Annotated in this window: 28 protein-coding genes and 1 pseudogene; 19 read left to right on the top strand and 10 right to left on the bottom strand. The window is 69.1% G+C overall.

The genetic code is table 11. From position 1 onward, the window contains the following. The first annotated feature begins 13 nt into the window (after positions 1 to 13). The 4 genes from rpsR (at position 14) to ADL29_RS06235 (ending at position 1,596) form a co-directional block, all read left to right on the top strand. Positions 14 to 271, top strand: coding sequence for a 30S ribosomal protein S18 (gene rpsR / locus ADL29_RS06250; protein ID WP_053922727.1), 258 nt, complete (start codon positions 14 to 16; stop codon positions 269 to 271). 68 nt (positions 272 to 339) lie between these two features. After that, the gene (locus tag ADL29_RS06245; RefSeq protein WP_078970787.1) at positions 340 to 780 is read left to right on the top strand and encodes an ArsR/SmtB family transcription factor; all 441 of its coding nucleotides are present in this window, start codon (positions 340 to 342) and stop codon (positions 778 to 780) included. After that, positions 777 to 1,250, top strand: coding sequence for an SRPBCC family protein (locus ADL29_RS06240; protein ID WP_053922726.1), 474 nt, complete (start codon positions 777 to 779; stop codon positions 1,248 to 1,250). The genes ADL29_RS06245 and ADL29_RS06240 overlap by 4 nt, the downstream gene beginning before the upstream one ends. A gap of 106 nt (positions 1,251 to 1,356) precedes the next feature. Beyond that, positions 1,357 to 1,596 carry a DUF397 domain-containing protein gene (locus tag ADL29_RS06235; RefSeq protein WP_046926782.1) on the top strand — a complete coding sequence of 80 codons (240 nt, stop codon included), beginning with the start codon at positions 1,357 to 1,359 and terminating at the stop codon, positions 1,594 to 1,596. Between the two features lie 274 nt (positions 1,597 to 1,870). Here ADL29_RS06235 and ADL29_RS06230 read toward each other — a convergent pair whose 3' ends face one another. Then, entirely contained in the window at positions 1,871 to 2,377 is a 507-nt protein-coding gene (locus ADL29_RS06230) for an ATP-binding protein (protein WP_053922725.1), read from the bottom strand. 397 nt (positions 2,378 to 2,774) lie between these two features. On the opposite strand from ADL29_RS06230, the gene ADL29_RS06225 reads away from it, so the two are divergent. The 7 genes from ADL29_RS06225 to ADL29_RS06195 all read left to right on the top strand — a co-directional run bounded on the left by ADL29_RS06225 (position 2,775) and on the right by ADL29_RS06195 (position 9,612). Beyond that, the gene (locus ADL29_RS06225) at positions 2,775 to 3,608 is read left to right on the top strand and encodes a helix-turn-helix domain-containing protein (RefSeq protein ID WP_046930944.1); all 834 of its coding nucleotides are present in this window, start codon (positions 2,775 to 2,777) and stop codon (positions 3,606 to 3,608) included. Positions 3,609 to 3,692: 84 nt separating this feature from the next. Continuing rightward, on the top strand, positions 3,693 to 5,150 hold the full coding sequence (locus ADL29_RS06220) for an aldehyde dehydrogenase family protein (RefSeq protein WP_053922724.1): 1,458 nt from the start codon (positions 3,693 to 3,695) through the stop codon (positions 5,148 to 5,150). A 127-nt stretch (positions 5,151 to 5,277) separates the two neighbouring features. Then, entirely contained in the window at positions 5,278 to 5,826 is a 549-nt protein-coding gene (locus ADL29_RS06215) for a DinB family protein (protein ID WP_053922723.1), read from the top strand. 84 nt (positions 5,827 to 5,910) lie between these two features. Further along, a complete protein-coding gene (locus ADL29_RS06210; protein ID WP_053922722.1) occupies positions 5,911 to 6,552 on the top strand; it encodes a PadR family transcriptional regulator in 642 nt (213 codons plus the stop codon). A gap of 81 nt (positions 6,553 to 6,633) precedes the next feature. Next, the gene (locus ADL29_RS06205) at positions 6,634 to 7,665 is read left to right on the top strand and encodes an ATP-binding cassette domain-containing protein (protein WP_053922721.1); all 1,032 of its coding nucleotides are present in this window, start codon (positions 6,634 to 6,636) and stop codon (positions 7,663 to 7,665) included. Beyond that, positions 7,662 to 8,453, top strand: a complete 792-nt coding sequence (locus ADL29_RS06200) for an ABC transporter permease (RefSeq protein WP_053922720.1) — start codon at positions 7,662 to 7,664, stop codon at positions 8,451 to 8,453. Before ADL29_RS06205 ends, ADL29_RS06200 begins: the two co-directional genes overlap by 4 nt. 142 nt (positions 8,454 to 8,595) lie before the next feature. Next, positions 8,596 to 9,612: an LPXTG cell wall anchor domain-containing protein gene (locus ADL29_RS06195; RefSeq protein WP_053922719.1), complete on the top strand. Its 1,017-nt coding sequence runs from the start codon at positions 8,596 to 8,598 to the stop codon at positions 9,610 to 9,612. A gap of 23 nt (positions 9,613 to 9,635) precedes the next feature. Here the strand turns inward: ADL29_RS06195 and ADL29_RS06190 are convergent, their stop codons facing one another. From ADL29_RS06190 to wrbA, 3 genes are all read right to left on the bottom strand, one after another. After that, a complete protein-coding gene (locus tag ADL29_RS06190) occupies positions 9,636 to 10,856 on the bottom strand; it encodes a hypothetical protein (protein WP_053922718.1) in 1,221 nt (406 codons plus the stop codon). Between the two features lie 91 nt (positions 10,857 to 10,947). After that, positions 10,948 to 12,366: a glutamate decarboxylase gene (gene gad, locus ADL29_RS06185; RefSeq protein WP_053922717.1), complete on the bottom strand. Its 1,419-nt coding sequence runs from the start codon at positions 12,364 to 12,366 to the stop codon at positions 10,948 to 10,950. A 21-nt stretch (positions 12,367 to 12,387) separates the two neighbouring features. Continuing rightward, a complete protein-coding gene (wrbA, locus tag ADL29_RS06180; protein ID WP_053922716.1) occupies positions 12,388 to 13,032 on the bottom strand; it encodes an NAD(P)H:quinone oxidoreductase in 645 nt (214 codons plus the stop codon). A 219-nt stretch (positions 13,033 to 13,251) separates the two neighbouring features. On the opposite strand from wrbA, the gene ADL29_RS06175 reads away from it, so the two are divergent. The 3 genes from ADL29_RS06175 to ADL29_RS43350 are packed head-to-tail and all read left to right on the top strand — an operon-like array spanning position 13,252 to position 15,482. Continuing rightward, on the top strand, positions 13,252 to 13,578 hold the full coding sequence (locus tag ADL29_RS06175) for a WXG100 family type VII secretion target (protein ID WP_107094905.1): 327 nt from the start codon (positions 13,252 to 13,254) through the stop codon (positions 13,576 to 13,578). A gap of 3 nt (positions 13,579 to 13,581) precedes the next feature. Beyond that, complete coding sequence (locus tag ADL29_RS06170) at positions 13,582 to 14,706, top strand: WXG100 family type VII secretion target (RefSeq protein ID WP_053922714.1); 1,125 nt, start codon at positions 13,582 to 13,584, stop codon at positions 14,704 to 14,706. A gap of 41 nt (positions 14,707 to 14,747) precedes the next feature. Continuing rightward, entirely contained in the window at positions 14,748 to 15,482 is a 735-nt protein-coding gene (locus ADL29_RS43350; RefSeq protein WP_157878402.1) for a hypothetical protein, read from the top strand. 33 nt (positions 15,483 to 15,515) lie between these two features. Here ADL29_RS43350 and ADL29_RS06160 read toward each other — a convergent pair whose 3' ends face one another. Both ADL29_RS06160 and ADL29_RS06155 read right to left on the bottom strand, forming a co-directional pair. After that, positions 15,516 to 15,737, bottom strand: coding sequence for a DUF397 domain-containing protein (locus tag ADL29_RS06160; protein WP_053922712.1), 222 nt, complete (start codon positions 15,735 to 15,737; stop codon positions 15,516 to 15,518). After that, positions 15,715 to 16,572, bottom strand: a pseudogene (locus ADL29_RS06155) (helix-turn-helix domain-containing protein). The gene ADL29_RS06160 and the pseudogene ADL29_RS06155 overlap by 23 nt, the downstream one beginning before the upstream one ends. 117 nt (positions 16,573 to 16,689) lie before the next feature. Between ADL29_RS06155 and ADL29_RS06150 the strand changes: the two are divergent. After that, positions 16,690 to 16,899 (top strand): hypothetical protein, encoded by a 210-nt coding sequence (locus tag ADL29_RS06150; RefSeq protein WP_053922711.1) that lies wholly within the window; start codon positions 16,690 to 16,692, stop codon positions 16,897 to 16,899. A gap of 4 nt (positions 16,900 to 16,903) precedes the next feature. After that, a complete protein-coding gene (locus tag ADL29_RS06145; RefSeq protein ID WP_053922710.1) occupies positions 16,904 to 17,236 on the top strand; it encodes a hypothetical protein in 333 nt (110 codons plus the stop codon). 4 nt (positions 17,237 to 17,240) lie between these two features. Here the strand turns inward: ADL29_RS06145 and ADL29_RS06140 are convergent, their stop codons facing one another. Both ADL29_RS06140 and leuE read right to left on the bottom strand, forming a co-directional pair. After that, positions 17,241 to 17,729, bottom strand: coding sequence for a DUF3515 domain-containing protein (locus ADL29_RS06140; protein ID WP_053922709.1), 489 nt, complete (start codon positions 17,727 to 17,729; stop codon positions 17,241 to 17,243). A gap of 29 nt (positions 17,730 to 17,758) precedes the next feature. Then, the gene (leuE, locus tag ADL29_RS06135) at positions 17,759 to 18,424 is read right to left on the bottom strand and encodes a leucine efflux protein LeuE (protein WP_053922708.1); all 666 of its coding nucleotides are present in this window, start codon (positions 18,422 to 18,424) and stop codon (positions 17,759 to 17,761) included. A gap of 161 nt (positions 18,425 to 18,585) precedes the next feature. Here leuE and ADL29_RS06130 point away from each other — a divergent pair, with 161 nt between their 5' ends. After that, positions 18,586 to 19,344, top strand: coding sequence for a MerR family transcriptional regulator (locus ADL29_RS06130; protein ID WP_053922707.1), 759 nt, complete (start codon positions 18,586 to 18,588; stop codon positions 19,342 to 19,344). Positions 19,345 to 19,381: 37 nt separating this feature from the next. Here ADL29_RS06130 and ADL29_RS06125 read toward each other — a convergent pair whose 3' ends face one another. Next, positions 19,382 to 19,750 (bottom strand): YbjQ family protein, encoded by a 369-nt coding sequence (locus ADL29_RS06125; protein WP_046926764.1) that lies wholly within the window; start codon positions 19,748 to 19,750, stop codon positions 19,382 to 19,384. Between the two features lie 233 nt (positions 19,751 to 19,983). On the opposite strand from ADL29_RS06125, the gene ADL29_RS06120 reads away from it, so the two are divergent. Next, entirely contained in the window at positions 19,984 to 20,709 is a 726-nt protein-coding gene (locus tag ADL29_RS06120; protein WP_053922706.1) for a DedA family protein, read from the top strand. 84 nt (positions 20,710 to 20,793) lie between these two features. Beyond that, positions 20,794 to 22,533 carry a threonine/serine exporter family protein gene (locus ADL29_RS06115; RefSeq protein ID WP_053922705.1) on the top strand — a complete coding sequence of 580 codons (1,740 nt, stop codon included), beginning with the start codon at positions 20,794 to 20,796 and terminating at the stop codon, positions 22,531 to 22,533. 152 nt (positions 22,534 to 22,685) lie between these two features. Here ADL29_RS06115 and ADL29_RS06110 read toward each other — a convergent pair whose 3' ends face one another. Continuing rightward, positions 22,686 to 23,180: an inorganic diphosphatase gene (locus tag ADL29_RS06110; RefSeq protein ID WP_053922704.1), complete on the bottom strand. Its 495-nt coding sequence runs from the start codon at positions 23,178 to 23,180 to the stop codon at positions 22,686 to 22,688. Between the last annotated feature and the right edge of the window lie 52 nt (positions 23,181 to 23,232).

The raw sequence follows: 23,232 nt of genomic DNA, 5'->3' as shown, positions 1-23,232 counted from the left end.
ACAAGGAAGCCCCATGCCGCGACGCCACGACCCCCGCCGCACGACCGCGCCCCGCCCCAATCCGCTGGAGGCGGCGGGCATCACGTACATCGACTACAAGGACACCGATCTGCTGCGGAAGTTCCTCTCGGACCGCGGCAAGATCCGCAGCCGCCGGGTCACCCGGGTCACCGCGCAGCAGCAGCGGCAGCTGGCCCGTGCGATCAAGAACGCCCGGGAAATGGCGCTGCTGCCGTACGCCTCCCGGATGGCGGGTCCCTCTGCTCGCTGAGGGCGCGGGAAAAGGTAGGAGATCCCCTACGTTTGACGCGTAGGGGATCTCCTACCTATATTCGGGTCGTGAACGCCACTCCTGTACGTCGCCTTCCGGACCCCGTCCCGTCCGACCCCGGGCAGGACCGGCTCTTCGCGGCGCTCGCCAATGGCACCCGCCGCGAGGTGCTGCGGCTGCTGCGCGAGGACGGGCCGCAACCCGTTCAGCAGATCGCCGAGCACTTCGCGATGCGCCGGCCGAGCCTGTCCGAGCATCTGAAGGTGCTGCGGGACGCCGGACTGGTCAGCGAGGAGCGGGCCGGGCGGCAGCGGATCTACCGCTTGGAGGCCGCGCCGCTCAGCGAGGTGCAGGACTGGCTCTCGCCCTATGAGCGGTTCTGGCGGGGGAGGCTCGCGGGCCTGGGGGAGCTGCTCGACCGCATCCCCGACACCCCTGACACTCCCGATACCTCCGACACCTCTGAGATCCCTGAGCTTCCTGAGATCCCTGACGAAGAGACGCCATGAACACCCCTGCCTTCGAGACCTCCGACGACGACCCGACCGTGATCCGCCTGGCGCAATTCCTGGCGCACCCTCCCGCCAAGGTGTGGCGGGCGCTGACCGAGCCCGAGCTGATCGCCCAGTGGATGATGCCCGGCGACTTCCGGCTCGAGGTCGGCCACCGTTACGAGATGGCCGGGGTGCCGCGGCCCCACACGAACTTCTCCGGCACCGTCATCGCCGAGGTGCTGGCCTTCGAGGCCGAGCGGATGCTGCGGCTGCGCTGGCGGGACGCCGACGAGGGCCAGGGCAATCGCGCCGACTGGACGATCACCTGGACCCTGGAACCCGAGGGCCGCGGCACCCGTCTCTTCCTCGTCCATGAAGGCTTCGACCCCGACGATCCGTACCAGGTGCAGGCGCACCGCATCATGGGCAGCGGCTGGCGGTCGATTGTGACGCAGCGTTTGGGGCAGGCGCTCAACGACCTGTGACCGGGGCGGCACGCCCCTGTCATGCACGTGCATCTGCGCATGCATCTGCATGTGAACACGGCTATGATCCCCGGCAGTTGACGCCCCTTCTCACTGGGAGAGCCCTGTGCCCCACGCATACAACGGCATGGCCGCAACGGAGCTCCACAATGCGGCCTGGCAGAAGAGCCGGCACAGCAATTCCCAGGGCTCGTGCGTCGAATTCGCGAAGCTGCCCGGGGGCGAGATCGCGGTACGCAACTCCCGCTTCCCGGACGGACCGGCGCTCATCTACACCCCGGCGGAGGTCGAGGCGATGCTGCTCGGCGTCAAGGACGGGGAGTTCGATCACCTCGTACGGGATTAGGGGCGCAGGTCCGACGTCTGATGTATGACGTGGTGCTCTGTACTGCTCCGACCCTTAGGGGTTGGTCGAACAGATCCCCTAGGGGATGTGAGCGCCCCTTGCAGGCCACAACGTGGCGGGGGTGGAGGGTGTTCCCGGAGGGTGGCAGCGGGTTCGGTGCGGTCGGCGTGGCCGACGGGTGTCCCCCCTCGCGTACGGCGAAGGCCCCGACCGGCGGTTGAGGCGCTGGGCAGGGCCTTTTGGGGTTCTGGGTTCTGGTGCGCGGGGTGCGGGGCTAAGGGAGACGGAACTGGGCCCACACGATTTTGCCGTGGAGGGCGCCGGTCAGCCGGTGCCAGCCCCAGCTGTCGCTGAAGGACTCCACCAGGTAGAGCCCGCGGCCCGATTCCGCGGCCGAGTCGGCCTCGGCGGCGACCGGTGAGGCGTCGCTGGGGTCGCGTACGGCGCAGATCAGGCGGGAGGACCAGCGCATCAGATGGAGCCGGGCGGAGGTGGTGCCGACGGTTCCTTCCGGGGTGCGCGGCTCGGGGACGCAGGTACTGGGAGCGGGCGCTTCCGCGGGGGAGAGGACCGCGTGCCGCAGGGCGTTGGTGACGAGTTCGGAGACCACCAGGGCGACCCCGTCGAAGAGCTCGTCCAGGTCCCAGCCCTGGAGCGTTTCGCGAGTGAACTTCCGTGCACCGCCGACCGATTCGTACCGCGGCGGGAGCGTGCAGGACACGGATCCGGAGACGGACAAGGGGTCGACGGGAGGAAGGCCCTGCCATAACGGCTCGGGCATGGTCAAAACCCTGGTCCCCATGCGAGGCACTCCTGGCGTTCGCGGACGTCATGATCCTGGCCGGGCAGCCGGATCTGGCGGATCTTTCACGAGCGAGTGAGCATGTGTGCGTCGCCTATGGTTCCCAATGACCACGACAGATGCAAGGGCAGATGCACGTGCACGCGCCCTGATTGCGTAGAGCGATGCGGATACGCAGCGATATTTCCCGCGGATCCGGGCGGTGTTCTGCGGGCTCGCTGTGGAGGGCTTGCGGGGAAGTCACATATCAGTAACCGCACGAGCACTCAACGGAGCGCGAACGTGGCAGACTGCGGCCCACCATTGGACGGGGCGGGGTCACAGGAGGGTGAGAGTGTCCGCAAGTGGGGCGGCAAACGAGTCGAGCGGTTCGGTGGTGCGGCGCATTCTGCTGGGGGCGCAGCTTCGCAGGCTTCGTGAATCGCGGGGCATAACCCGGGAGGCGGCCGGCTACTCGATCCGTGCCTCCGAATCCAAGATCAGCCGTATGGAATTGGGGCGGGTGAGCTTCAAGGCGCGGGATGTGGAGGATCTGCTCTCGCTGTACGGCGTCGGGGACCAGCAGGAGCGCGACGCGCTGCTTTCCCTCGCCCGGGAGGCCAACGCCACTGGCTGGTGGCACAGTTACACCGACGTGCTGCCCAGCTGGTTCCAGACCTATGTCGGCCTGGAGGGTTCGACCTCGCTCATCCGCAACTACGAAGTGCAGTTCGTGCACGGGCTGTTGCAGACGGAGGGATATGCGCAGGCCGTCGTCAAGAGCGGTATGCCGGGGGCAAGTGCCGCCGAAATAGATCGCCGTGTCGCGCTGCGGCTGGAGCGGCAGAAGCTGCTGGTGGCCGAGCGTCCGGCGGAATTCCACTGTGTGCTGGACGAGGCGGCGCTGCGCCGTCCGTACGGCGAACGCGAGGTAATGCGCGACCAGTTGCGGCATCTGATCGAGGTGTCCGAACGGCCGAATGTGCGCCTTCAGGTCATGCCGTTCAGCTTCGGCGGGCATGCCGCGGAGAGCGGCGCGTTCACCATGCTCGGTTTTCCGGAATCGGGGCTGCCGGACGTGGTTTATCTGGAGCAGCTGACCAGCGCGCTGTATGTGGACAAGCCCGAGGAAGTGGCGCAGTACGCGCGGGCGATGGACCGTCTTCAGGGGGAGGGGCCGAGCCCGGCCGAGAGTCGGGATCTCTTGCGAGGCCTGCTCCAACTCATGTGACGCGTGGGTAGGATGAAAAACCATCAGGAGTCAGCACCCCACATTGCGGCGCCCTGAGCGCCCTGTTCTCCAGATCGGGATGACATGTCCTACTTCGACGAGTTGGCGTATCAGTTCATCGACGGCGAGTGGCGCTCGGGCAGCGGCTCTTGGGACATCGTCGATTTCAATCCGTACAACGGCGAAAAGCTGTCCTCCATAACCGTTGCCACGGTCGAGGAGATCGATCAGGCATACCGCGCCGCCGAGCGCGCGCAGCGGGAATGGGGTGCGACCAATCCCTACGCCCGGCGGCTGGTCTTCGAGCGGGTGCTGCGGATCATCGACGAGCGCGAGGACGAGCTGGGCGCGGCGATCGCCGCGGAGGTGGGCGGCACGCTCGCGAAGGTGGGCTTCGAGCTGCATCTCGTACGGGAATTCCTGCGCGAGGCGATGCAGCTGGCGCTGCGGCCCGAGGGCCGGATCCTGCCCTCGCCCATCGACGGCAAGGAGAACCGCCTCTACCGGCTGCCGGTCGGCGTGGTGGGCGTGATCTCCCCCTTCAACTTCCCCTTCCTCCTCTCCATCAAGTCCGTCGCGCCCGCCCTCGCGCTGGGCAACGCCGTCGTCCTCAAGCCGCACCAGAACACCCCGATCTGCGGCGGCGGGCTGGTCGCCAAGATCTTCGAGGAGGCCGGGCTGCCGGCCGGGCTGCTCAATGTGGTCGTCACCGACATCGCGGAGATCGGGGATGCGCTGATCGATCACCCGGTACCCAAGACGATCTCGTTCACCGGCTCGGAGAAGGTCGGCAGGCATGTCGCGACGGTCGCGGCGGCGAACTTCAAGCACGCCATCCTGGAGCTGGGCGGCAACAGTGCGCTGGTCGTCCTCGACGACGCCGATATCGACTACGCCGTCGACGCCGCCGTCTTCAGCCGCTTCGTCCACCAGGGCCAGGTCTGTATGGCCGCCAACCGTGTGCTGGTCGACCGCGCCGTCGAGCGGGAGTTCACCGAGAAGTTCGTCGCCAAGGTCGCGTCGCTGAAGGTCGGTGATCCGACGGATCCCGGTACGCACATCGGCCCGCTGATCAACGAGGGCCAAGCCGAGTCCATCGCCGCGCTGGTGGACCGGGCCGTCGCGGACGGCGCCTCGGCGCTCCTGCACGGCGAGACCCGGGGCACCCTCGTCGCGCCGAGCGTCCTCGGCGGTCTGCCGGCCGACTCCCCGCTCCTGACCCAGGAGATCTTCGGCCCGGTGGTCCTGCTGATCCCGTTCGACGGCGACGACGAGGCCGTACGGATCACCAACGCGACGCCGTACGGGCTCAGCGGTGCCGTGCACACCGGGGACATCGAGCGCGGGGTGCGGTTCGCCAAGCGCATCGACACCGGGATGATCCATATCAACGACGGCACGGTGCACGACGAGCCGATCGTGCCGTTCGGCGGCGAGAAGAGCTCCGGGGTGGGGCGGCTGAACGGCGAGGCGATGGTGGAGGCGTTCACGACGACGAAGTGGATCTCCATTCAGCACGGGCGGTCGCAGTTCCCGTTCTGAGCCGGCGTTTTGCAAGCAGGGTCGCAAGTAGGGCCGCCCCTGTCCTACTTGGCTCCTAACGTGAGGGGTGTCGGAAAGCGGGCGGCGCGAGGCCGTCCGCCGGCGGATGCCACGAAAGGCGGCTGTTATGCCCACTCACGTACTTGCCGAGGCCGATGGTGACGAGCGCGGCGCGCTGCTGGCCTTCCTCGAGGCACAGCGCGGCGGGCTGCGGCGGGCGGTCCTGGGACTGACCGCCGAGCAGGCCACCGAGCGGCCGAGCGCCAGCGAACTGACGCTGGGCGGGCTGGTCAAGCATGTCGTGGAGGTGGAGCAGCGCTGGGTCGAGATGGCCCAGGAGCTGCCGCCGTCCGTCGGGCGGACCCAGGAGACCTGGCACCTGAGCTTCCAGCTGGAGGACGGCGAGACGCTGGCCGGGGTGCTGTCGCACTGGGACGAGGTCGCGCGGCTGACCGAGGAGTTCATCCGCAAGGTCCCGAGCCTGAACGACACCTTCCCGCTGCCGGAGGCGCCGTGGTACCCGCCGAACGCCCGGCAGTCGATGCGCTGGCTCGTCCTGCACCTGATCGAGGAGACCGCCCGGCACGCCGGTCACGCCGACGTCATCCGCGAGTCCCTCGACGGCAGGACGGCCTTCGAGCTGGTCGACGAGGAGCGCAAGGCGCGCGAGGCGTAGGGCCCGGGCCCCGCCCGTCTAGGCTGGCGGCGAGGGGGGTACCGCCCAGCGTCAGCTGGGGGAGGGTAAGGGGTTGAGAAAGCGATGTCGGCGATCCGGCTGTTGGTGTTGGGTGCCGTGCGGCAGCACGGGCGGGCGCACGGCTATCAGGTGCGCAACGACCTGGAGTACTGGGGCGCCCATGAGTGGTCCAACGCCAAGCCGGGCTCGATCTATCACGCGCTCAAGCAGATGGCGAAGCAAGGCATGCTGCTCGCCCATGACATCGCGCCCAGTACGGCCGGCGGTCCGCCCCGTACGGAATACGAGCTGACCGAGGCGGGCGAGGCGGAGTTCTTCGCGCTGCTGCGCGCGGCGCTCTCGCAGCACGACCAGAAGGCCGATGTGCTGAGCGCCGGTATCGGCTTCCTTCTCGATCTGCCGCGCACCGAGGCGGTGGCGCTGCTCAAGGAGCGGGTGCGGGGCCTGGAGGAGTGGCGGAGCGCGGTCACCGAGTACTACACCCCCGAGGGCGGGCCCGGTCAGCTCGGCCATATCGGCGAGATCATGAACATGTGGGTCCACTCCGCGGACAGCGGCGCGGAGTGGACCCGGGGGCTGATCGAGCGGATCGAAGGCGGGGCGTATGTCTTCGCGGGGGAGGGCGAGCCCTTCGTGGGGGTGCTGGCGGAGGGGCAGGAGAACCCGTACGCGACGAGGGCCGTGCATCCCGAGGATGACCGTTAATCAAGTTTGACTAGCGAGAGGAGCGGCGTTACCTTCGCTCGGCAAGTAGTCAAACTTGACTAGACTTCTGGAGGGGATGTCGTGAGGGACCGCGATCACGCGAAGCCCGCGATCGTCGTCGAAGAACTGCGCAAGAACTACGGCAGGAACAAGGGGGCCAAGGCGGCTCTGGACGGCCTTGATCTGACCGTCGGGTACGGCACCGTGCATGCCGTCCTCGGCCCCAACGGCGCCGGCAAGACCACCCTCGTACGGATCCTGACCACGCTGCTGCGGCACGACGGCGGCCGGGCCGAGGTCGCCGGATGCGATGTGCTGGGGCAGCCGGACGAGGTGCGGCGGCGGATCGGGCTGCTGGGGCAGCACGCCGCCGTCGACGAGGAGCTCAGCGGGCGGCAGAACCTGGAGATGTTCGGCCGGCTGTTCCACTTGGGCGCGCGCCGGGCGGGCGAGCGCGCGGAGGAGCTGCTGGCGCGCTTCGGGCTGGCCGATACGGGGCGCAAGGCAGTGGGCAAGTACAGCGGCGGGATGCGGCGCCGCCTCGACCTGGCGGCCGCGCTGGTGCTGGCGCCGCGGATCCTCTTCCTCGACGAGCCCACCACCGGGCTCGATCCGCGCGGCCGTACGGAGGTGTGGCAGGCGGTGCGGTCGCTGGTCGACGGCGGTACGACGGTGCTGCTGACCACGCAGTATCTGGAGGAGGCCGATCAGCTGGCCGACCGGATCTCCATGGTGGACGGCGGCCGGGTGGTCGCGGAGGGCACGGCCGACGAGCTGAAGAGCGCGACCGGCGGTGACCGGCTGGACGTGGTGCTGCGGGACGCCGCTCAACTGGGCGCCGCGGCCGGGATGCTGGGGTTCCTGCCCGCCGTCGTCGCGGCCGGCGGCGCGGTCGCGGTGGCCGCGGACGAGCGGCGGCTGAGCGCGCCGGTCGCGGACCGGATGGCCGCGCTGACCGAGGTCGTACGGGTGCTGGACGGGGCCGGGATCGAGGCGGCGGACATCGCGGTGCGGCGGCCGACGCTGGACGAGGTGTTCCTGCATCTGACGGGGCCGGAGGGCCGCAAGGACGCGGACACGGTGGCGGCGGACGAGGAAGGGGCGGCCGTATGACGGGCGTGATGTGGGCGGTGACCGATTCCTGGACGATGACGCGGCGCGGGCTGGCGCACTGGGCCCGGCGGCCGGGGCAGGTCGTGGTGGGCCTGGTCTTCCCGGTGATGATGCTGGTGATGTTCGCGTACTTCCTGGGCGGCGGGATGGCCGTACCGGGCGGCGGCGACTACAAGGAGTACCTGCTCCCGGGGATGTTCGCGCTGACCATGGCGTTCGGGCTGGAATCGACGATGGTCGCGGTCACCCAGGACCTGGGCAAGGGCGTCATCGACAGGTTCCGCTCGATGCCGATGGCCTCGTCCGCGGTGCTGGTCGGCCGGAGCGTGCTGGACATGCTGCAGTCCGCGCTGAGCCTGCTGGTGATGATCGGCGCCGGGCTGGCGATGGGCTGGCGCTGGCACGGCGGTACGGGTCAGGCGCTGGGTGCCGTGGGGCTGTTGCTTCTGCTGCGCTTCGCGATGCTGTGGATCGGCATCTATCTGGGGCTGGTTGCGGGCAGACCGGAGATGGTGCAGGCCGCGCAGATCCTGGTCTGGCCGGTCGGCTTTCTCTCCAACGCCTTTGTCTGGGCCGGGTCGATGCCCGGCTGGCTGGGCGCCGTCGCGGAGTGGAATCCGCTGTCGGCGACGGCGGGTGCGGTGCGGGAGCTGTTCGGCAACCCGCCTGTTACGGGCGGAAGTTGGGCGTCCGGGCACGCCGGGATGCTGGCGGTGGTGTGGCCGGTGCTGTTGCTGGCGGTGTTCTTCCCGTTGGCGGTGCGGAGGTACGGGCGGATGGGGCGGTAGAGGCTGTGAGGATGATCACGCGGGGGGCGTTTGTCCGGTGTGCAACCTTCGCGGGAATGCGCAGGTCACGTACGTGTACGCGTGCGGCTGTACCGCGCAGAACCCCTCGCGGTGGCCGCTTGGACTCCTGAGGAAGGCCTCAATGAAGCTTCACCGCACTCTGGCGACCGCAGTGGTCACGGCCGTCATCGGACCCGTGGCGCTGCTCGCGGCCCCCGCCGCATGGGCGGCGGGGGAGGCGCCGGCGGCCGGCGGCACCCCCGCCGCGTCCGCCGCCGCCACGCCGGGGGGCGAGCCGGCCGGGCCGAGCGCTCCGGAGGCGGGCGCACCGGCGGCTTCCGCATCGGCCACGCCGGCCGGCACCGAGTCGGCCGCGCCGAGCGGGACGCCGTCCCCCGCCTGGACCCGCCCGGCCTTCTGCTCCCCGGTCTTCGACGTGGACCGCGGCAAGACGGGGCTGCGCGGCCTCCCGAGCAAGATCGTCGCCGGTTCGGGCTGGCACGCGTTCGCCTACCGCGTGACCAACGTATCCAAGATCACGGTGATGGAGACCGACATCTCCCTCTCCCTCGGCACCGGCGACCCGAAGATCAAGGACGTCTCCGAACTGGCGGTCACGGTCCAGTGGTTCAACCCGGCGACCGGCAAGTGGAAGCCGATCGAGGGCGAAGGCGCCAAGTTCCAGGACAACGACGACTTCACCACCGTCAAGCGCCTCGCGCCGGGGGAGCACGCGGACGCCAGGATGCGGATCAAGATCGGCAAGAAGGCGAAGGCGGGAGCCGGTTACTTCTTCACGACGGGCTACTCGTACGCCGAGGACGGCACCTGCGGCTTCGACAAGATCAGCCAGTTCGACTTCAAGGTGCTGTCCGCGGGCAGCAAGCCCGGCAAGGTCGCGGACGCCAAGGGGAAGCCGGGCAAGCCGGGTACACCGGGAATGCCGAACAAGCCGGGGATGCACGGCGGTACGGGCGCCGCCGGGAACAAGCCCGCGGCGCAGGGCACTCACGACGCGGTCCCGGCCACCGGCAAGCTCGCCACGACCGGTTCCTCCTCCGCGCTGCCGACCGTCGCCGCCCTCGGTGGCGCCGCGGTCGTCGCAGGTGCCGGGGCGGTTTTCGTCGTGCGTCGGCGTAAGACCGGTTCCGGCGCGTAAGGCCGGAGGCGGGATCAGCGGGATCAGCGGGAGTCGCCGGTCCGGGCCCGACGGGCCCGGACCAGCAGCACGCCGGTCGCGCCCACCGCCAGCGCCCCGGCGCCGCCACTGATGACCGCCACGGCCGGAAAGCCCCCGTGATCGCCTTGCTGACCAGGCGTGTTGCCGTGGTGCCCCGGCGCCGCCGTCACCACGAGCCGACTGCTCCGCTTGACCCGCCCGTGGTGGCTGACGACCGTCACGGGGTAGCTTCCGCCGTCCAGGCCGGACCGGATCCTGGCCAGGCCGTAGTAGCGCGGGTCAGAGCCGTCGGCGGCCTTGCTGTCGTCCCGCTTCAGCCGTACCGGCTCCTCGAACGCCGGGGAGGTCGCGGTCAGCCGGTTCTCCTCCCCGGCGTCGGGCGTGGCGTCCTCCCACAGCACGTGCATCCGGCCGCCGGCCCTGACACGGAAGTGGGGCGTGGCGCCGAGGTCGCCGCGCTTCCCGAAGAACTCGGGGCCGTGCACCTTGCCCGTGTAGTCGTAGTCGCCGGGCCGGGAGGCCCGTACCGTGAGCCGGCGCTCGGCGATCCGCCGCCCGTCCGGGCCGGTCAGCACCACCTTGTACGTACCGTCCGCGGCGTCCGGCAGCACGCTCGGCACCGCCTCGAACATCCGGGGATTGTTCCAGTACCCGCCGTGGTCGTCGTGCCGGAGCGGGACCGGCGCCTTGAACGCCTTCGAGTGCACCGTGAAGGAGCTGCCGGTTTTCCCCGGATACAGGTCGTCGAAGGACAGCCCCACCGACTCACCGGGGCGCACACCCTCCACGGAACCGCTCACCTCGAACGACGGCCGCTGTGACGCCACCACACGGACCGTTCCCCGGTCCACGACGCGCCCGGCGATCTCGACCGTGAGCGGATACGAGCCGCGCCCGGCCTTCATCGAGATCGGGCCCCGTGCCTGGTAGCTGAGGCCCCAGGTGGGTTCCGCCATCGGGTCCCTTTCGTAGGCGAGGCGGACGGCGTGCGCGAAGGCCGGGGATTTCACGACGACCTTCTCGTGCCGCGTGGCGATGCCGATCACCTGGAGGCCGGCGAGCTGCCCCGGCCGCTCGCCGTCGGACTGGAACAGCAGCTGCGGCTTCTTCCTGGCGCGGCCGCCGTCGTCGGCCGCTGCGCTGCCGGACGCGCCGACGCCGCACACCACCATCCCGCCGCACACCGCGACGGCCGTGCCGATCGTGATACGTGACCAACCCACGGCGCTTCCCCCTTGACGGCCTTTATCGCAAAGAGGGGATTGGCGCCCGATGGGTTGCTTTGAGGCTGCCGTGCTTGCCGGTGGCGGGCGCTCAATGATGGAAGGCCGTCGCCACGCCTTCCGGCCGCTGCAAGGGGCCGGGCTGGTCGCGCAGTTCGGGCAGGAGTTGCTCCAGGTCGGTGAGGAACATGTCCGCGAGGTCGTGGGAGAAGCCGTTGCGGCAGACGATGCGCAGGACGGAGAGGTCCTCGCGGTGCGGCGGGAAGGTGTAGGCGGGGACCAGCCAGCCGTGCTCCTTCATCCTGCGCGACACGTCGAAGACGTCGAAGGCCTTCACGTCGTCCGCGGTCGTGAAGGCGAAGACCGGCAGCTCGTCGCCGCGGGTGAGGAGGCGGAAGTCGCCCAGCGCACCGATCCGTTCGGCCATGGTGCGGGCCACGTCGCGGGTCGCCTGCTGTACGGCGCGGAAACCGGCCCGGCCCAGCCGCAGGAAGGTGTAGTACTGGGCGGCGACCTGGGCGCCGGGGCGGGAGAAGTTGAGGGCGAAGGTCGGCATGTCGCCGCCCAGGTAGTTGACCCGGAAGACCAGCTCCTCGGGCAGCGCCTCCTGGTCGCGCCACAGCGCCCAGCCGACGCCGGGGTAGACCAGGCCGTACTTGTGCCCGGAGGTGTTGATGGAGGCGACGCGGGGCAGCCGGAAGTCCCACACCAGGTCCGGGTCGAGGAACGGCGCGATCATGGCACCGGACGCGCCGTCCACGTGCACCGGGACGTCCCAGCCCGTCCGTTCCTGCAGCGCGTCCAGCGCCGCGCAGATGCCGGCCACCGGCTCGTACGACCCGTCGAAGGTCGAGCCGAGCACGGCGACGACACCGATGGTGTTCTCGTCGCAGAGGCCGGCGGCCGATTCCGCGTCCAGGTGGAAGCGGTCGCCCTCCATCGGGACCAGACGCATCTCCACCTCCCAGAAATTGCAGAACTTCTCCCAGCAGACCTGGACGTTGGCCCCCATGACGAGGTTGGGCCGGGCCGCCCCCGGATACCGGTCGCCGTTCCGCTGCATCCAGCGCCGCTTCAGGGCCATCCCGGCCAGCATGCACGCCTCGCTCGACCCGGTGGTCGAACAGCCGACGGCCGACGACGGGTCGGGCGCGTGCCACAGGTCGGCGAGCATCGCCACACACCGCTTCTCCAGCTCCGCGGTGCGCGGGTACTCGTCCTTGTCGATCATGTTCTTGTCCCGGCACTCGGCCATCAGGACGCCGGCCTGCGGTTCCATCCAGGTGGTGACGAAGGTCGCCAGATTCAGCCGCGCATTTCCGTCGAGCATCAGCTCGTCGTGCACGAACTGGTAGGCGGTGTGCGGGGAGACCGGGCCGTCGGGCAGCGCATGCCGCGGGGGAGAGGAGGAAAGACCGGCGACCGGGTCGGCGTCCCCGTAGAAGGGGTTGACCGGGCGGCGGGCCTCCGCTCGCCGGTCGCCGTCGGGTGCCCCCTTGTGCAGCGTCATGAGTGCGTCGCCCTCCTCTCCTCAACCGGCCTGCGCCGGACCTGCCTTGATGGCCCTGGTGAATTTCACGACCCGCCGGGCCTGGACGCGGGCGGCGGTGCGCGCCTCGTCGTCCACCGGGGTGTCCGGCCCGCCGACGTGGGACGTCCCGTACGGATTCCCGTCGGTGAACTTCGACGGGTCGGTGTACCCGGGGGTCACGAGGATCCCGCCGAAGTGGTGAACGGTCTGATAGAGCGCGAGCAGGGTGGACTCCTGGCCGCCGTGTTTCGTGGCGCTGGCGGTGAAGCCGCTGTAGACCTTGTCCTGCAGATGGCCCGCCTGCCAGTGGCCGCCCAGGGTGTCGAGATACTGCTTGAGCTGCGAGGACACATTCCCGAAGCGGGTGGGTGTGCCGAGGATGACGGCGTCCGCCCAGAGCATGTCCTCGGCGGTCGCCTCCAGGATGTCGGCGGTCGCCGCGGCATTGGCCGCCCACGCCGGATTGGCGTCGATCGCCACCTGCGGCGCCAGCTCGGCCGCCCGCCGCAACCGGACCTCCGCCCCCTCGTGCTCTGCGGTGTCCGCGATCACCCGGGCGAGCTCGGCGATGGTGCCGGTCGACGAGTAGTAGATGACGGCTACGTGCACGGGCGGAGGGTGGGGCGGGGGCGGGTCTGGGGACATGGACGTACCTCCTCGCCGCCGACAATAGGGGCATAAGGGGTGTCGAGCCTCCGGGGTTCGGCCAGAGGGAGAGTCGGTTCCCTCCGTCGCGCATATGGACGGCGTCAGGGTTGGATCAAGCGCAGCAAAATTCGGCGATCTCCCCCGAGGGGGCCTCGTAGCGTTCCGCCCGTCGCTCATGTTTTCGAATGCAGTGCGGGCGATGACGACGATGCACAGATGGGGGAGTGGCATATGGCGGCCGGGCATTTTCAGGCGCATCCGGACGGATTACGAGAACTGGCAGCGGATTTTCAATCCGCCGCCGATGAACTCGCCGGGTGCATCAAGGACTTCCAGGGAAGCGTCATCGAGATCGGAGAGGCGTTCGGGCTGCTGGGTGCGTGCACTGGAGTGACCTCGCAGTACGTGGAGATGGTGGTCCACACCGGTGAAGGCCTGACCGAGCTCGCCCATCTGCTCTACGCCAACAGCTCCGGCGTGCACCAGTCCGCCGGCAACTACGAGGGCGTCGACCAGCACGTCAGCGCGACGATGGGGGCCTGACCGATGAGCGTCAACAGCTTCATCGTGGACAAGGTCGTCCCGGTCCTCGAACTTTTCCACATCCCCTGGCCCGGCGGTGACCCGGCCACCCTGCGCACCATCGCCGGCCGATGGCACAGCCTCGGCCAGGACCTCCACCAGACCGCCGAGCACCTGAACAACCGGGTCGACGCCGTCGTGGGCGTCACCTGGCGCGGCGATGCGGCCGACGCCTTCAAGGAGCACTGGAAGCAGCAGTACGACGCCTTCCAGGCCACCGCGAAGAACTTCGCCGAGGTACAGAAGGAGCTCGACGCCTACGCCGACGAGGCCGAGGAGATCGTCAAGGAGATCGTCGAGATCGCCCTGGAGATCGCGGAGACAGAACTCGCCGGCGCCGTGCTGTCGGTGGTCACGGCGGGCATCTCGGAACTGGTGGCAACGGCCGCCGCCGGAGCCCGGGTGGCGAAGCTCCTCACCTGGGTGGAGAAGTTCACGGCCCTTGCGGAGAAGGCCGAGAATGCCGTCCTCAAGCTGGTCAAGGGTTCCAGGACCCTGATGCGTATCGTCAAGGCGCTGTCCAAGCTGATTCAGGACGGTCTCAGGAACTCCGCGATGAACCTCTTGGGCACCGAAATCACCAAGCGGGCCACCGGCCAGGGTGACGTCGACATGCATGATGCGAGGAACGCGCTGATCGCCGGCGGCGTGGCGGCGGCTCCGGGAGCGCTGGGCAAGGGCCTGGGCTCGCTGGGCCGGCACGGTGCGCCCAACGCCTTCGAGAAGGTGCTGGCCGGCGACGGTCTGACGGGTGGCGCCAAGAAGGTCCAGAGTGTCGTCTCCGGTGCGGCTACCAGCGCGGCCGGTACATGGGCGGCCGAGCACGACGACCCGAATGCCTCGGTGGGTGCCGATACCGCGACCAGCTTCGTCACCGGCGGTGCGGGCGCGCACTACGCGGGTCGGTTCCGAGGCGAACACGTACCTGAGGCGGCGCGGCCGGCGATGCGTAACCTTCATGAGATCGGTGCGAACGGGGCCGTCTACGGGGTTGGCGGCATTCACGAGGGAACGGTCAAAGAGCATTGGCCGGAGGCGGGGGACGCCGTCACGGACGAAGACGGTGCGGTGCGGCTTCCCCGTGAATAGCCGTGGAGTCCCTCAGCCAGATCGCCTAGGGGGCGGCCGCGATGTGGCCTTTCGACGGTAAGAAATGGGAGGGCACGGGCCGTCGGAGGCGGCCCGCCGGGGATCCTCGGCCCGATCCGGTCACGCTCCGGGAGTCGGAGGAGGACTGGGACAACGTTCGTCCGGACTGGCGAGCGGTGCGGAAGTTCAACGCTCGCATAGACGTGAAACGACGGCTTCGCGGCCAGCCGGTGAGCGGTGGCGGAGTTTTCCGGTACGCCACCGTCGGCGAGCTGGCAGATCCGGGCGGCACTGATGAGCGCGCAGAGGTGGTGCTCTGGCATCTCAAGCAGTCGTTCCCCAGAGGCAACTCTTCCTACGAGGTCCTGTCGTCCGGGGTGGCCTTGTTCTTCCCCCGGACGCTTCCTCTCTTCGGCTTCTACCCCAAGAGCGAGCACTGGCAGGCGACACGGTGGGACTTCGCGTCGATCCCCAAGCCATGCTTCTGGTTGTCCCCCAGGGAGAAGCGTCGTCGCAGGCATCTCGTGCGCGAGTACCACGCGCTTGCGGCGCTCGGTCCGGACCACGGGGGAACGAGAGTGCTGGTCGCCGAAGATTGGGTTTTCTCCGCACTCGTCAGACCGGACGTACTCCAACGCGCCCAGCTGACCGGCAGGCACGTGCGTCTCGACGGCAACGTCGCGATCGCCTGGTCGGAGGGGCGCACCGCCCCCAAAATGCTCGAAGTGCTCGCCGTGGAGCTGTACGAACTGGTCAACCTGCTCCCCCGCGGCTGAGAGCGGGGGAGCGGGTCGGCTGTCCAACGAGTGTCAGGCGTCCGGCAGTTCGGCGTCCTTGACGGCGGTGACGAACGACGACCAGCTGGCGGCCGGGAAGACGAGCGCCGGGCCGTGCGGGTCCTTGCTGTCGCGGACGGGGACGAGGCCGGGGAGGTCGTCGCGGACCTCGATGCAGTTGGCGCCGTCGGGGTTGCTGTGGCTGCTCTTCCGCCAGGTGGCAGAGCTCAGGTCAAGCTTGTTCTTGGGCTTCATCTCTGTATCCCCTTGCGGCTTCCTCGATAAGGGCCAGGGACGCCTTGGGTGGCAGTGCGGCGGCCCTCAGCAGATCGTACGACCTCCGATGGTCCGTCACGAGGGGTGGATAGTCGATGGATTCGCCGTTGAATGTGCCTTCGACCCAGACCACCGGTGGGGCGTCCGAGAAGGTCATCACCCGCACTTCGCCGCCCATCATGAGGGGGTAGCCGATGGTTGTGTCCGGGAGGATCTGCAAAACGCTCTGCGTGGATCGGATCACTTCGACGATGTGCTTCAGCTGCTCGGCCATCTGCTCGGGAGGAAGCAGCGGTTTGCGGATCAGGTCCTCGCGAAGGATCACCCAGTACGTAGGGCGGACCTTGCTCTTCCAGAGCTTCGCGCGCTCTATGCGCGCACGAACCTTGTGTTCGGCATCCTCGGCCTCCTCCCACGGTTTCGCCACCCGGATGAGCTCCCGGATGTACGCCTCCGTCTGCAGCAGGCCCGGGATGACGAAGGGCGCTCACTCCTCGATCGTCGTCGCCTGTTTCTCCAGGTCCGGGATATCCGCGAAGTACGAGGGATGACCGGTCCGCCGTGCCTTCTACGCATCTTCACAGCGACGCTGGAAGAACCCGTTCGTCTTGAGCACCGTGTCGCAGTGGATGGCCAGATCCAGCGGCATTCCGCGCTCGCCCCGCTCGATCTGGCTGAGGAACGAGATGCCGCGAAAGCTGCCGTCCGCTAACTGTTCGAGAGTGAGGCCCGCTTCTTCCCTCAGGTAGCGCAACTCGGCGCCGTAGAAGCAGGGGACGCTTGCTGATGCGTCGGGATCTTTGCGAGGAGGCATGGTTCACCACCTGGTTTGCCGGATTGTCGTGCGCAACCCAATTGCCTTCCACGCTACGCCCGGTGACGTCACGCTGTGAGGGATTCGTCACCAAGCGCAAAGGAAGGCGTACGACACATGCCCGACCACCACGACGACGTACACGACAGCGCCGCCGCGCTGCACGCCGCGCTCCGGGCCAACGGCATCACCCTGCCGTCGCTCGGCGTCGACCTGCCGAGCTTCGCGGGCCGTTACGGCGTCCCGCTCGTCGCCCTCGGGAACTGCAACGTGGCCACCGCCCGGAAGCTGGCCACGGCGCTCCGCAAGGCAGCCGAGAAGAGTTGACGACGTGATCGGCCTGATCCAGATGATCTTCGAATCGCTGCTGCGATGGTTAATTCCCGGCCGTGGCCAGCATCGGGCACCGCTCAACGAGCCGACCACCGGCGCCACTTGGCGCGTAGCGGCGCCGAGCCCGCAGCGCCGCCACCTGGTGTGCGTACGCCGCGTACCGTCCGCCCTCCACCTGATGTGCAGCGCGGACGCCCGCGCCGTCAGGCCGTACGTCCTCACCCCGGAGGAATGGGCGGAGCGCCGGGCGGTCCACGCCCGGCGCGCGGCGCTGGCGGCGGACGTGCGGCGGCTGAACAGGTGGTCGTCCAGCGGGGGCGGCCGGCTCTGACGCGTCAGGAGGACTTGGCGCCGTCCTGGATCCGCGGCACCGTCTTCTTGATCGCGGCCGCCAGATCCATGAGAGCGCCCACGTCGCCGTACTTCGCGGGAAGGGTCAGCTCCACGTAGGCCTTGCGCAGCGCGGTGGTGCACCGGTGGCGGCCGTCCGGCGAAGTCTGCAGCAGCCACCGCACCCCGCGGATCTCGCCACCCGCCGCCTTGGTGTCGAGCATTTCCGCCGGGCGCGGTACACCGCAGCGGAGAACGATCGCGGAATCGCCCCATGCCGCGGTGAAGGGCGATGAGGGTTCCGTATCCCGTCGCTCGAGGCCGGCCACGGAATCGGGCAGGGCATCGGCAAGCGCGGTGCACATCCCGCGGACTTTCGCCTCCGGAGCGGGCGGTGCCACCTGCACCGCGTTTCCGGAGACGAGGAATGTCGCCGCGATGACCAGAAGAGCTACCACCGATACACCGGATACCGCGAGGCGACGAGGAGTCATGCAGGGACGATATCCCCCGGTCCGGAGGCCTAACTGCTCGCGCTCGCCAGCGACAGTTTCGCGGCGAAGCCGAGGAATGCCGCCCCGGCGCCCGCCGACAGACCGGCCGTCAGCTTGCGGCGGCGCCGGAAGGTGGCCGCCAGGAACGTACCGCTGAAGATCAGCACCGACAGATACGTGAAGCTGAAGAGCTGGGCCCAGGCGCCGAGGGTGACGAAGGACAGCACCGGATGGGCGTAGGACGGGTCCACGAACTGCACGAAGAAGGAGATGAAGAAGAGGATCGCCTTGGGGTTGAGGAGGCTGATCACCAGGGCCCGGCGGTACGGGCGCTCGACCGTCTCCCTGGGCTCGGCCGGCTCGCCCGCGGGCTCCGCCCGGCGGGCCTGGCGGCCGCGCCACAGGGACCAGGCACCGCGCAGCATGCCGATCGCCAGCCAGGTCAGATATCCCGCGCCGGCGAATTTCACGATGGCGAAGAGGATCGGGGTGGTCTGCAGCAGCGAGGCCACGCCGCCCGCCGACAGGGTCATCAGGACGGCGTCGCCGCAGAGCACGCCGAGCGCGGCGCGGTAGGCGACGCGCGGGCCGCGGCGGGCCGCCACGGAGACCACGTACAGCGAATTCGGTCCCGGCAGAAGAATGATCAGCGCGAGGCCCACCAGATAGGTGGACAGATCCGTTATCCCCAGCATGTGGGGAAGGGTCTCATCCGCCGGGAGACCCCTTCACGGGTTTTCACCATGCGGACATGTGCGCATGCGGACGTGTGCAGAAGAACGGTGCCTGCGGGCTTGCACCTCACGCGGCGTGAGGACACATCGTGGAGTGCGTACCGAAGAGGAAGGGCGCGGAAATGAGCTATTCGGTGGGACAGGTCGCCCGGTTCGCCGGTGTCACGGTGCGGACGCTGCACCACTACGACGAGATCGGGCTGCTGGTGCCCAGTGAGCGCAATCACGCCGGGCACCGCCGCTACGGCGACGACGACCTCGACCGGCTGCAGCAGATCCTGTTCTACCGGGAGCTCGGCTTTCCGCTCGACGAGGTCGCGGTCCTCCTGGACGATCCGGACGCGGACCCGCAGGAACATCTGCGGCGCCAGCACGACGTGCTGAAAGCGCGGATCGGCAAGCTCCAGGAGATGGCCGCCGCCGTCGCATACACGATGGAGGCACGCAGGATGAACGTACGGCTCACACCGGAGGAGAAGTTCGAGGTCTTCGGGGACTTCGACCCGGACGACTATGCGGCGGAGGCCGCGGAGCGCTGGGGCGGTTGCGACGCCTATAAGGAGTCGCAGCGGCGGACGGCCTCGTACACGAAGGAGGACTGGAAGCGGCTGATGGCGGAATTCGACGCCATTCACCGGAAGATGGCCGATCTGATGGCGCAGGGCGTGGCGGCGGATTCCGAGGCGGCGATGGACGTGGCCGAGGAGCACCGGCAGTTCATCAGCGGTGGCTACTACGACTGCAGCTACGAGATGCACACCGGGCTGGGGGAGATGTACGTGGCGGACGAGCGGTTCACGGCCACGTACGAGAAGATCCGGCCGGGGCTCGCGGTCTACATGCGGGACGCGATGCTGGCCAACGCCGTCCGGCAGGTGTGACGGCAGGTGTGACAGCGGGTGGGTACGGGGTCACGGGTCAGGCCTGCGGGACGAGGACCACGGCCGTTCCGTAGGCGCAGACCTCCGTACCCACGTCCGCGGCCTCCGTGACGTCGAAGCGGAACATCAGCACTCCGTTGGCGCCGCGTGCGCGGGCCTGCTCCACCAGCCGCTCCATGGCCTGGTTACGGGTCTGGACGAGGGTTTTGGTCAGGCCCCGCAGCTCGCCGCCGATCATCGACTTCAGGCCGGCGCCGATCTGGCTGCCGAGGTGCCGGGAGCGCACCGTCAGGCCGAAGACCTCGCCGATCACCCGTTCCACGTGAAACCCCGGAACGTCGTTGGTCGTGACCACCAGGACGTCGGACTGGGTGTGCTGTCCGCCGCCGTACTCCTCGATGCCCATAGGGGTGCACCTCCGGTAGCTCCTCGCCGCATGGCGCCTGCCGCATTTCTCCTGGTTTCTGTGGCCAGGATCACCCGGGGCGGGAGGGGCTGCCAGCCGTGGAACCATGACCGGGCACCCGCCGTTGATAGCTTTGGGCCGCACACAGCGCCTGCATCCCCGTCGTACCCCGTGCCGCGCACCCCGTGGCGCACCGCACGATCCGGCGCCCTCGACCCTGGAGCCTTCACCCCGTGAATACTCTCGCGCTCGGCCCGCAGTGGCTGGACCCGGACTTCCTGATCAAGACGTTCGGCCTGCTCGGCGTCCTGGTCATCGTCTTCGCCGAGTCCGGTCTGCTGATCGGCTTCTTCCTGCCGGGCGACGCCCTGCTGTTCACCACCGGGCTGCTGGTGACGACGGGCAAGATGGACCAGCCGCTGGCGCTGGTGTGCGGACTGATCTTCGTCGCCGCGGTGCTCGGCGACCAGGTGGGCTATCTCTTCGGCCGGAAGGTCGGGCCCTCGCTCTTCAAGCGCCCGGATTCGCGCCTGTTCAAGCAGGAGAACGTGGAGAAGGCGCATGAATTCTTCGAGAAGTACGGGCCCAAGTCGCTGATCCTGGCTCGTTTCGTGCCGATCGTGCGCACCTTCACGCCGATCATCGCGGGCGTGAGCCGGATGAACTACCGCTCCTTCATCACCTTCAACCTCATCGGCGGGCTGCTGTGGGGTGTCGGGGTGACGGTGGCCGGGGCGCTGCTGGGCAATATCGCGTTCGTCCACAAGAACGTCGAGGCGATCCTGATCGGCATCGTGCTGGTGTCCGTCGTGCCGATCGCCATCGAATACCTCCGCGCACGGGGCAAGGCCAAGAAGGAGGCCGCGGCGGGCGTGCCGCGGCCGGCCGCCGGACCGGTCGGGGAGCGGCCGCAGGGGGGCGGCGCGGAGGGGCGCCGGGGACGGCACGCCAAGCGCTGAGGCAGACCTCCGCGGGCTCCCGCTCACGGCATCAGGCATTGTGTCCCTGACGGTCGGCAGGAGGCGTAACGAGGAGCGTAGAGAGTGGCGTCGGACCCACAGCGTGGCCAGCGTGGCACGGACGGCCCGAAGGCCGGCGGCGGCAGCCGTACGGACCAGGGAGCGCCGGAGGAACGCAAACCGCAGTCGGACGAGGCGCACAGCGCCTTCACCCCGCCGCTGGGGGTGCCGTATCCGCCGCTCCCGGAGGATGAGCACCCGACCTCCGAGTTCGCGCTGCCGTCGGGGCTGAAACCGGAGGCGCCGCCCGAGCACGAGGGGTCGGCGTTCGCGCCGCCGGGCAGCACGACCGGGCAGACCCCGCTGCCCGTCGGCGCCACCGCCATGAGCGCCTTCACCCCGCCGCACGGCATACCCACCATCCACCTCACCAAGGAAGCCCCTTGGCAGGACCGGATGCGCACGATGCTGCGGATGCCGATCCATGAGCGGCCGGTGCCCGAGCGCATCGAGCGCGCCGACGAGGAGGCCGGCCCGGCCATTCCCCGTGTGCTCGACCTGACCCTGCGTATCGGCGAGATCCTGCTGGCCGGCGGCGAGGGGGCCGAGGACGTCGAGGCCGCGATGTTCGGCGTGGCGCATGCGTACGGGCTGGAGCGGGTCGAGCCGACCGTCACCTTCACGCTGCTGTCGATCTCGTACCAGCCGTCGCTGGTGGAGGACCCGGTCACGGCCAGCCGGACGGTACGGCGCCGGGGCGTCGACTACAACCGGCTCTCCGCCGTCTTCCGGCTCGTCGACGCCATCACCTCCGACGGCATCACCCTGGAGGAGGCCTACCGCGGCCTCGCCGAGATCCGCCGTAACCGGCACCCCTACCCGAGCTGGGGGCTGACGCTGGCCTCCGGGCTGCTGTCCGGTGCCGCCTCGATGCTGGTCGGCGGCGGGGCGCTGGTGTTCTTCGCGGCCGCGGTGGGCTCGATGCTGGGCGACCGGCTGGCGTGGCTGGCGTCCGGGCGCGGGCTGCCGGAGTTCTACCAGTTCGTGGTCGCGGCGATGCCGCCCGCAGCGGTGGGTCTCGCCTTCGGCCTGGCGCACTCCAACGTGCAGGCCTCCGCGGTGATCACCGGTGGGCTGTTCGCGCTGATCCCGGGGCGGGCGCTGGTCGCCGGCGTCCAGGACGGCCTGACCGGCTACTACATCACCGCCTCCGCCCGCCTTCTGGAGGTCGGCTACCTGGTCGTCGGCATCGTCGTCGGCGTGCTCTCCGTGCTCTACGTCGGGCTCCAGCTCAACCCCGCGCTCAAGCACGTCAACCCGGAACAGGCCTTCAAGCTCTACAACCAGCCGCCGGTGCAGATCATGGCGTCCATGCTGCTGGCGCTGGCGTTCTGTGTGCTGCTCCAGCAGGAACGTCACACCGTGGCCTTCGCGACGATAAACGGCGGGGTCGCCTGGGTCGTCTACGGAGCCCTCGCGGTCACCGCCGACTTCAACGAGGTGCCCTCCACCGCCATCGCCGCCGGTCTCGTCGGCCTCTTCGGCCAGCTGCTGTCCCGCTACCGCTATGCGTCCGCGCTGCCGTACGTCACCGCGGCCATCGGCCCGCTGCTGCCCGGTAGCGCCACCTACTTCGGCCTGCTGAACTTCGCCCAGGGCCATCTGATCGACGGCTTCTCGTCCCTGATCAAGGCGGCCTCGCTGGCGCTCGCCATCGCCGTCGGTGTGAACCTCGGCGGCGAGGTGGCCCGGCTGTTCCTGCGGGCGCCGGGCGCCGAGGAGGCGGGCGGCCGCCGGGCGGCCAAGCGGACGCGCGGGTTCTGACGCCCCGTCGTACGCGAACGGGCGGCACCCACTCACATGGGTGCCGCCCGTTCGTGTGTTTTCCGTACGACCTGCGGGTACGAAAATCAGGGCCTGACGGCAGGCGTACGAGGGCCCCGGAAGGGCCGCCGACGGCTACCTGCCGGACTGCCTCAGTGGGCGCCGCCCTGCGCCTCCAGGCGCTTGTACGAGGCCTCGATCTCGGCCTCGGCGTCCGCGCGGCCGACCCAGTCGGCACCCTCGACGGACTTGCCGGGCTCCAGGTCCTTGTAGACCTCGAAGAAGTGCTGGATCTCCAGGCGGTCGAACTCCGAGACGTGGTGGATGTCGCGCAGGTGCTCCACGCGCGGGTCGGACGCGGGCACGCACAGCAGCTTGTCGTCGCCGCCGGCCTCGTCCGTCATCCGGAACATACCGATGGCGCGGCACTTCACCAGGACACCCGGGAAGGTCGGCTCGTCGAGGAGGACGAGCGCGTCCAGCGGGTCGCCGTCCTCACCCAGCGTGCCTTCGACAAAGCCGTAGTCGGCCGGGTAGACGGTCGAGGTGAAAAGGTGGCGGTCCAGTCGGATGCGACCGGTCTCGTGGTCCACCTCGTACTTGTTCCGCGAACCCTTCGGGATCTCGATGCAGACGTCGAACTCCACGGGTGGCTCCTCCATGATCAGCACATACTTCTGGTGATTAAGTGTCCCTCAC

It is taken from the genome of Streptomyces chattanoogensis (genome assembly GCF_001294335.1).
GTDB lineage: Bacteria > Actinomycetota > Actinomycetes > Streptomycetales > Streptomycetaceae > Streptomyces > Streptomyces chattanoogensis.
Note: the sequence above shows the minus strand (reverse complement) of the source record. Positions and strands in the feature narration are given on the sequence as shown.

Coding starts and splice junctions, on each gene's coding strand:
- rpsR (WP_053922727.1), top strand. CDS start 14: ATGCCGCGACGCCACGACCCCCGCCGCACGACCGCGCCCCGCCCCAAT.
- ADL29_RS06240 (WP_053922726.1), top strand. CDS start 777: ATGAACACCCCTGCCTTCGAGACCTCCGACGACGACCCGACCGTGATC.
- ADL29_RS06230 (WP_053922725.1), bottom strand. CDS start 2,377: ATGCCCGAGCCGTTATGGCAGGGCCTTCCTCCCGTCGACCCCTTGTCC.
- ADL29_RS06220 (WP_053922724.1), top strand. CDS start 3,693: ATGTCCTACTTCGACGAGTTGGCGTATCAGTTCATCGACGGCGAGTGG.
- ADL29_RS06215 (WP_053922723.1), top strand. CDS start 5,278: ATGCCCACTCACGTACTTGCCGAGGCCGATGGTGACGAGCGCGGCGCG.
- ADL29_RS06210 (WP_053922722.1), top strand. CDS start 5,911: ATGTCGGCGATCCGGCTGTTGGTGTTGGGTGCCGTGCGGCAGCACGGG.
- ADL29_RS06200 (WP_053922720.1), top strand. CDS start 7,662: ATGACGGGCGTGATGTGGGCGGTGACCGATTCCTGGACGATGACGCGG.
- ADL29_RS06195 (WP_053922719.1), top strand. CDS start 8,596: ATGAAGCTTCACCGCACTCTGGCGACCGCAGTGGTCACGGCCGTCATC.
- gad (WP_053922717.1), bottom strand. CDS start 12,366: ATGACGCTGCACAAGGGGGCACCCGACGGCGACCGGCGAGCGGAGGCC.
- wrbA (WP_053922716.1), bottom strand. CDS start 13,032: ATGTCCCCAGACCCGCCCCCGCCCCACCCTCCGCCCGTGCACGTAGCC.
- ADL29_RS06175 (WP_107094905.1), top strand. CDS start 13,252: ATGGGGGAGTGGCATATGGCGGCCGGGCATTTTCAGGCGCATCCGGAC.
- ADL29_RS06170 (WP_053922714.1), top strand. CDS start 13,582: ATGAGCGTCAACAGCTTCATCGTGGACAAGGTCGTCCCGGTCCTCGAA.
- ADL29_RS43350 (WP_157878402.1), top strand. CDS start 14,748: ATGTGGCCTTTCGACGGTAAGAAATGGGAGGGCACGGGCCGTCGGAGG.
- ADL29_RS06160 (WP_053922712.1), bottom strand. CDS start 15,737: ATGAAGCCCAAGAACAAGCTTGACCTGAGCTCTGCCACCTGGCGGAAG.
- ADL29_RS06150 (WP_053922711.1), top strand. CDS start 16,690: ATGCCCGACCACCACGACGACGTACACGACAGCGCCGCCGCGCTGCAC.
- ADL29_RS06140 (WP_053922709.1), bottom strand. CDS start 17,729: ATGACTCCTCGTCGCCTCGCGGTATCCGGTGTATCGGTGGTAGCTCTT.
- leuE (WP_053922708.1), bottom strand. CDS start 18,424: ATGCTGGGGATAACGGATCTGTCCACCTATCTGGTGGGCCTCGCGCTG.
- ADL29_RS06130 (WP_053922707.1), top strand. CDS start 18,586: ATGAGCTATTCGGTGGGACAGGTCGCCCGGTTCGCCGGTGTCACGGTG.
- ADL29_RS06125 (WP_046926764.1), bottom strand. CDS start 19,750: ATGGGCATCGAGGAGTACGGCGGCGGACAGCACACCCAGTCCGACGTC.